At 62.8% G+C, this 6,903-nt stretch carries 6 protein-coding genes; 3 read left to right on the forward strand and 3 right to left on the reverse strand.

Going from position 1 to position 6,903, the window contains the following annotated elements; genetic code table 11:
• Positions 1–1,216 (forward strand): ATP-binding protein (locus tag VMI09_17025; GenBank protein HTQ26395.1); only part of this gene is annotated, 1,216 nt, incomplete at its 5' end.
• 45 nt (positions 1,217–1,261) lie between these two features.
• Here the strand turns inward: VMI09_17025 and VMI09_17030 are convergent.
• From VMI09_17030 to VMI09_17040, 3 genes are read right to left on the reverse strand one after another with little or no spacing between them, the layout of a single operon-like run.
• Positions 1,262–1,549 (reverse strand): hypothetical protein, encoded by a 288-nt coding sequence (locus tag VMI09_17030; GenBank protein HTQ26396.1) that lies wholly within the window; start codon positions 1,547–1,549, stop codon positions 1,262–1,264.
• Between the two features lie 52 nt (positions 1,550–1,601).
• Positions 1,602–2,675 (reverse strand): DUF6515 family protein, encoded by a 1,074-nt coding sequence (locus tag VMI09_17035; GenBank protein ID HTQ26397.1) that lies wholly within the window; start codon positions 2,673–2,675, stop codon positions 1,602–1,604.
• Positions 2,672–3,508, reverse strand: a complete 837-nt coding sequence (locus tag VMI09_17040) for a DUF2092 domain-containing protein (protein HTQ26398.1) — start codon at positions 3,506–3,508, stop codon at positions 2,672–2,674. Before VMI09_17040 ends, VMI09_17035 begins: the two co-directional genes overlap by 4 nt.
• A 410-nt stretch (positions 3,509–3,918) precedes the next feature.
• Between VMI09_17040 and VMI09_17045 the strand changes: the two genes are divergently transcribed.
• Together VMI09_17045 and VMI09_17050 are read left to right on the forward strand one after the other, a co-directional pair.
• Complete coding sequence (locus VMI09_17045; GenBank protein HTQ26399.1) at positions 3,919–5,382, forward strand: NAD(P)/FAD-dependent oxidoreductase; 1,464 nt, start codon at positions 3,919–3,921, stop codon at positions 5,380–5,382.
• A 52-nt stretch (positions 5,383–5,434) separates the two neighbouring features.
• Positions 5,435–6,736 carry an outer membrane protein transport protein gene (locus VMI09_17050; protein HTQ26400.1) on the forward strand — a complete coding sequence of 434 codons (1,302 nt, stop codon included), beginning with the start codon at positions 5,435–5,437 and terminating at the stop codon, positions 6,734–6,736.
• The last annotated feature ends 167 nt before the right edge of the window (positions 6,737–6,903 follow it).

Genomic DNA, 6,903 nt, shown 5'->3' on the forward strand with positions numbered 1-6,903 from the left:
CGTCCGAGCGACCGCAGACCAGATTTCGAATGAACTGGAGCGATGGCTCAAGCGTATCGGTCTCGCACTTGGTATCGACCGCACGACGATCGCCCAGGTCGATCCCAACGACGGCCTTCTCTATACGAGTCATCGGTGGGCCCGCGAAGGGGTCACGCCTATGGCCCCACGGACGAAGGCCGACGATACTCTGCCCTGGGTGACGCAGAAACTTCTGGCTGGCGAGACAATTTTATTAGACGACGTCGAGGATGCGCCGCCGGAAGCGGCCAGGGACCTCGAGTACGCACGCTCGGTCGGGATTAAATCGGTGATGATAGTCCCGCTCAGGATCGGAGGAGTCATAATGGGAGCGGTCGGCTTCGACGCGGTCTTCCGCGCGCGGCCCTGGTCGCCGCGAACCTCACGGCGACTGCGCCTCGTCGCGGAGGTATTTGGAAACGCGCTACAGCGCGAGCGCGCGGTAGCTGAAATCAACCGCCTGCAGGACGAGATGCGACAAACCTCGCGTGTGGCGATGACCGGCGAACTCACCGCCTCGCTGGCGCATGAACTGAATCAGCCGCTCGCCGCCATATTGAATAATGCGGAGGCGGCGCGCCAGATGCTCGCGGCAAAGCGGCCGAACCTCGCCGAGGTCAGAGAGGCTATTGACGAGATAATCCAGGACAACTCGCGTGCGGCGGAAACGCTGCGCACCGTTCGCGCCCTGTTCCAGCGCGACCAGATCGAGATGGCCCCGCTGGACCTGCGCCTCGTTCTGCTCGAGGTCGAGCGCATCCTGCGACTCGAAGCCATACGCAGGCAGATCGCACTCCGAATCGACCTTCCGCCCTCGCTCCCGTTAGTGGCAGGAAACCGAACCCAGCTCGTGGAACTGCTGATGAATCTTACCTTCAACGCCTTCGACTCCGTCAGCGAGCATGGTGGCGAGCGGCGCGAGGTCGAGCTGCGGGCGCATCAGCCCGAGGCGCGGCGCGTGAACGTCGCAGTCAGCGATACCGGCGGCGGCATCGACCTCGAGCTGATGCCTCAACTGTTCAAGGCATTCTTCACTACCAAGCCCAAGGGCATGGGAATGGGTCTCGCGATCGCGCGCTCGATCGTCGAAACCCACGGCGGCCGCCTATGGGCGACAAGGAAAGCCGATGGCGGCGCAACGCTGGAATTCGACTTGCCGGTCAAGGGCCATGAAGCGGGGGGACGGCGTCCATAGCAATTCGGCACTCGCAAATTCGCCAGACCGTTGCGCAGGCGTTCTTCAGGGAATCATTCCGCATTCGAACAACTTGTTTGCGATCGGAGCGGCCACTCTGTTGATAAACTCCTGGCGCATCCCGGGATCGTCGTGCAGCATCTGCACCATGTTCTGTTCCATTTGCGGTTTCGGCTGCTGTCTTTGCTGGTACAATTGCTCGCAACTCGACTGCTGGTACTTCTGGATGACCTTGTTTGCAACCCTGTCGAGCATCGGATACTGCTGAGCTCCGGCCGTGCCTGCGTAAAAAAACGTAGCCATCGCCGTTGCCAACACCAAGCGCTTAATCATGTCTTCTCCTTTCCGTTTGTTGCGCATTCGTCGTGGGAACGATTCGCCTGAGCTAAGGTTGAGCTACTCTGAAGGCGACCTGGCCGTCGCTGAAGACCGGTTCATAGTAGGTAGACCCTGAGACGTAGTATGTGGCGCCGTTGACCGTGGTCTGATACGCGGACGGCGGGATCGAAGGCACTGTCGCTCCCATCGGCGGCGACACCACCTGGTAACCGCCGCCCCCCTGCGCGGGAGCCATGAAACTGCCGTTCGAGTAGTAGTAATTGTTCGTCGTCCCCGGGGCATATGCTGGCGCGGCATCCCGTGGCAACGAGGCCATCATCGCGCCTATCGCCATCCCGCCCAGCGCAGCGCCCGCCTCGCTACCACCATTGTTCGAGTTGCTGCCACAGCAGTAATAGGGGTTACCGCCATAATAGGGAGTGCCATAGTTACTGTAGTTGCCGTTGCTGTAGTTGTTTTCGTTGTAGTTATGCTGCGAGCTCTGCATTGAGGTCGCTGTGTTCATCCGGTTGGTGTTGACCTGGTTGGCTTCATTCATCGTGCTCTGATGATTGTACTGTTCCTCGTTCAGCTGATTCTGCTGCATGGTCATCGCAGTCTGCTGCCGCTGCTGCTGCTGCTGTTGCGGATTATAAGAGCTGGAGGAGCTGCTCTGCGTCGAGCCGGAAGAACCGTAAGGATGATAGCTTGACTGTGACTGCGAGCTTCCCGAAGAGCCGTCGGGATGGTACTCCGACTGCGAGCTTCCTGATGAGCCGTAAGGGTGATACTCGGACGACGAGCTGGACCCGTCGGGATGGTACTCCGATTGCGAGCTTCCCGACGAGCCGTACGGATGATAGCTGGAACCCGACTCCGAGCCGCCGTAGGAATGGTAGCCCGACTGCGAGTAGCTATTGGCGTGGCTGATGTTACCCTGGCTGGAACCGTCGCTGCCGCCCCAGCTGCGCGATCCTCCGCCGCCCCCGCCGCCCCAGCTGCGCCCGCCGCCGCCATAACCGCCTCCACCGCCAAATCTTCCGAACGCCGGCGAAGCGCCCGCGACCGCAACCGCGAGCGCCAGCAGGGCGGCACGCGCCAGAGCTTCACCGCGGGTTGGACGAATCGATGGCTTGTTCATGGATGGGGCTCCTTCAGATCGACAAATTTGATCCGTATGGCTTTGTTAGGAATCTGCGGCGTGAAGCGAGAGTCGGGAATCGCCGTCGGGAACTTCCAGTCGGAAATTACGGCCACGTACTCCGGCGCGCCCGGCGTCGAGCGGTAATTAATCACCACTTTGCGCGGTAGCGGCTTGCCCGCATGCTGGATCCAGATCTGCCAGTCGAAGTTGCTCTCGGTAAAAGCAAGGTGATCGCACGCCACGCCGCCCACGTCACCTCGGCCAACGTAGGCGCCGAAGATGACCCGTTTGAAGTTGACGCACGGATCGCTCATCGCCAGGTCCGCGAGCGGAAGCGTAAGGTGGTTGGTCTCGGCGACCCGCTCCATCATCGCGTCGATCGAAGCCGGCACCGCCGTACTCGTGTACATCATTTTCGGCGCATCGAAGACCGTGAGCGTAGTGCCGTCGTACCAGAAACGTTTGGCGCCGAGGTCGCTTTCGAAATCGACGGCCAGAGCGTCGGGCTTGCGCACCCAGTAGTCCGTGGCGCCTGCGAATTGGATCTTGACCGGCGACTGCGGCAGGACCTGCTCGAAGGTCACCTCCGCATGGAACGTGAAGGTCTTGGCGTCCGCCAGCTCAGCGCAGGCGCGCCGCACAATTTGCTCGGCGCGCGGATCGACCCGCGGACCGGCCGCTTGCGGTTCAGCCGCGGTCTTCGATCCGCCGCCTTGTGCGGTCGGCGCCGCCGCGGGTTCGGCCGCGGCCGCGAGATTGACGATCGGGCTCGCGATGGCGAGCAGCCCCACGAGCGCGAACAGCCGTGGAACGGACAATTCGGTTCTCATGCTCGATTGCTCCGTGTCGATTTGCTGCGAGGTCGATTTTCTCCGTGCCGATTTGCTCTTGTGCGACGCTCGCGACGAGGGTCTTATCCCCACCAGCCTCGTCGACGCTTCGGCACACAAGCCTGCGATGCGTGTATAACCTAGCGCGATCGCCTGAAGGTCATAATCGGACTTTGGGCCTATACAGCGGACCCCGCGGAGTTAGGACCAAAGTCCGGCTTTACGGCGGCGCGTCGGATGTGGATTGATCGCGCGACGCCTGTAATTCCGCGCGCCGCGCGCTCGAAGACTATTCGGCCCGCGCGCCGCGGAGTTCCACGCGCGGAAGGCCGTGGACCGGTCACTCAGCCGGCCGCGGCGCTCCGAATCGTTTTCGGGCGGCAGTTGACCGGAGGAGGCGATGAAACCGCGTGGCACGAATCGGTAGAGCCCTTGCGGACCCGCCGGCGGGAATCAGCCGGCGCGATTTCGTGCGAGCGGTGCTGGCTTCCTCGGCCTTGTACGGAATCGGATGCGGTTCGGGCAGCAACTACACGCCGCCCACGCCGCCGCCCCCGGCCTGCGGCTCGCTCGACTGCGCGGTCGTCGGCGCGGGAATCGGAGGCCTTGGCGCCGCGAACGCGCTGATCGCGGCCGGCAAGAACGTGCTGGTGATCGAGGCGCGCAACCGCGTCGGCGGACGGGCGCTCAGCGACAACAGTTTTCCGGCTCCGGTGGACCTGGGCGCGGAGTGGTTTTATTTCGTGACGCCGCTTGCCGGCGGAAGTCCCGGGCAAACCAACAACGCGCTGTTCGATATCGCGGCAGGCCGCAGCCTCGAGGTTCTCACCGACAAGTTCCCGCGCGTCTTCTATGACATAACGCCGCCGCCCATGCCGCTCCAGCCGAGCGACCCCGACGTCATCGCCGCATCGGCGACCCTGGCCTCGATGTTCGCGCTTATCAATGCGGCGGGAGCGTCAGGCGTGGACGAATCGGCGGCGGCGGCGACCGCGTCACTCGCCGCAGACAAATGGTACGACCTCTGCGCAGGCATCATAACGCAACTGCACGGGGCCGATCTGAGCGCGCTTGGCGTGATCGACCTCTACAATTTCTCCCAGCTTGGGATGCCGACCGCGCTTCCTTCGGCCGACAATCGACTGCTGCCGAGCGGGATGGGCAATTTCATTTCCACCTTTGCGAACGCAGTGCCGGTCAGGCTGAACACGCCGGTGATTTCGATCAGCTGGGGCCATCCCTGCGGCGTTCAGATCGGCACGCCCGCGGAAGTCATCCAGGCAACGACGGCGATCGTGACGGTGCCGCTCGGCGTGCTCGCCTCGGAGCGGCTGACCTTCAGCCCCGCGCTACCGGCGCAGCATCAGGATGCGATCGGCGGCCTGGCGATGGGTGCGGTGGAGAAGGTCGCTCTCCAGTTCAGCAAGGATGTGTTCAACGCAAAGATGAACACGCTCGCGACTCCGCTGGTCAACAAGGTCGAGAACTCCTTCGTGCAGGCGCATCTGTTCGGCACCAACGTGGGTATCTGCACGGTTGCCGGCGACCTGGCAGGGAACCTTGCCGCGCTCGGCGAAACCGCACTTATCGATCATGCGCTGTCCGCGATGGAAGCGATGTTCGGGAGCGCAGTCAGCGCGGCGTTTATCAGGGGCAGCGCCTCGTCCTGGCTCACCGATCCGTATAGCCTTGGCGCGTACACTTACGCCGGGCCGGGAGCAGCGCCGCTGCGAACTGCTCTGGCGGCGCCGGTCGGCAATCAGATCTTCTTCGCCGGCGAGGCGCTGTCGGTTCTTAAACACGGCTCTTTGCCCGGGGCGTACGATTCCGGGCAAGCGGCCGCGCGGCTGGTGCTCGAGGCGCTCGCGGGCTGAGCGCACATTGGGGGAAAGGAACCTGAGGATGATGCGTCGTGCATATGAAGCTGTGAGTCTGACCGCGCGCGTGACCGTGGCGATCTGCCTGGTTTTTGCGGCCACCCTTGCCGCGCCGTCGCGGGCGTGGAGCGGCGGCCTCTGGCTGTACGAGCAGGGGACGCCGGATACCGGCCTCGCCTCCGCCGGTCAGGGCGCTCGTGCGCAGGACGCCGCAACTGTGTTCACCAACCCCGCCGGGATGACGCAGCTTAACGATTCGCAGCTGCTCGCCGGAATGGCGCCGTGGTTCGGAAACCTAACCTTCAGCCCCAATGCCAAGAGCACCCTCAAGGGCACCAATGGCGGCAACGCCATAGTGCCGCTCCCGGGCGGAAGTTTCTTTTACGTTCATAGCCTGACGCCGAACCTGAAGCTCGGTTTTGGCAGCTACTCATATTTCGGCGCGCCGCTCGAGTACAATCTCAACTGGGTCGGCAGGTATCGCCTGCAGGGCGCGACCATCATGGGGATGTCATTTCAGCCGTCGATCGCGTTTCGCGCGGCGGACTGGCTCTCGATCGGCGGCGGGCCGAACGTGATGATGGGATTTCTGCGCGCCAAGGCCGGGATCAATACGCTCAATCCGAAACTCGGCGACGGCCAGGTCAGGTACCAGGACTGGACCGTGAATGTCGGCGGCAACGTGGGAATTTTGCTCACGCCGCAAGACGGCACGCGTATCGGAATCGACTATCTCACTCCGGTCAATCTGAATTTCAGCGACGCGCCTCATTTCGTGGGCCTGGGGCCGCTGGTGACCAGGGCGATCAGCAACGACAAGCTCCGTTCGCCAAAGACCAATCTCGGGATGCAGGTGCCGCAGCAATTGATGGGCGACGTCTATCAGAAGATTACCGAGCGCCTGGCCCTGCTCGGCAGCGTCGGATGGCAGAACTGGAGCCGGTTCGGCCTGGTGGACATCAGTATTGATACGAGCAACCCGAAGAGCCTGAGCAAGAATCTACACTTTCAGGACACGTTCCATATCGCGGCCGGCTCGCAGTACCGGTTGACGCCGCAGTGGATGCTGTCGTGCGGATTTGCCTTCGACAATTCGGCGGTCGGCGCCACGATGCGTACGGTCTCACTGCCGGTCGGCGATCAATACCGTTTCGGCGCGGGCGTCCAATACGCCTACAGCAAGAAGCTCACGCTCGGATTCGCCGAGGAGTTCATGTACGGAGGCGAGATGCCGGTCTATCAGGCTGGAGGGCCGGTGCTGGGCACCGTGGCGGGTCAGTTCACCAACACCTTCATCAACTTCTTCACCCTGAACGTGACCTACAAATTCGGCAAGGTCGGCGGCGCCTGATCGGCGGCTGTTCCGCGCCGGCCGCGATTCGCCCCTCGCGCTCTCTCACACGCGTTTTGAGCAAAGCGCGGGCGATCTTGTCTTCATTCCCTCCCCGTCTCTCTGGAGGGAATGGCTTACAAAAAAACAGGCTGCATCGGCGCGCGCCGATGCAGCCTGTTTTTTTG

It is taken from the genome of Candidatus Binataceae bacterium (genome assembly GCA_035500095.1).
Classification (GTDB): domain Bacteria; phylum Desulfobacterota; class Binatia; order Binatales; family Binataceae; genus JAKAVN01.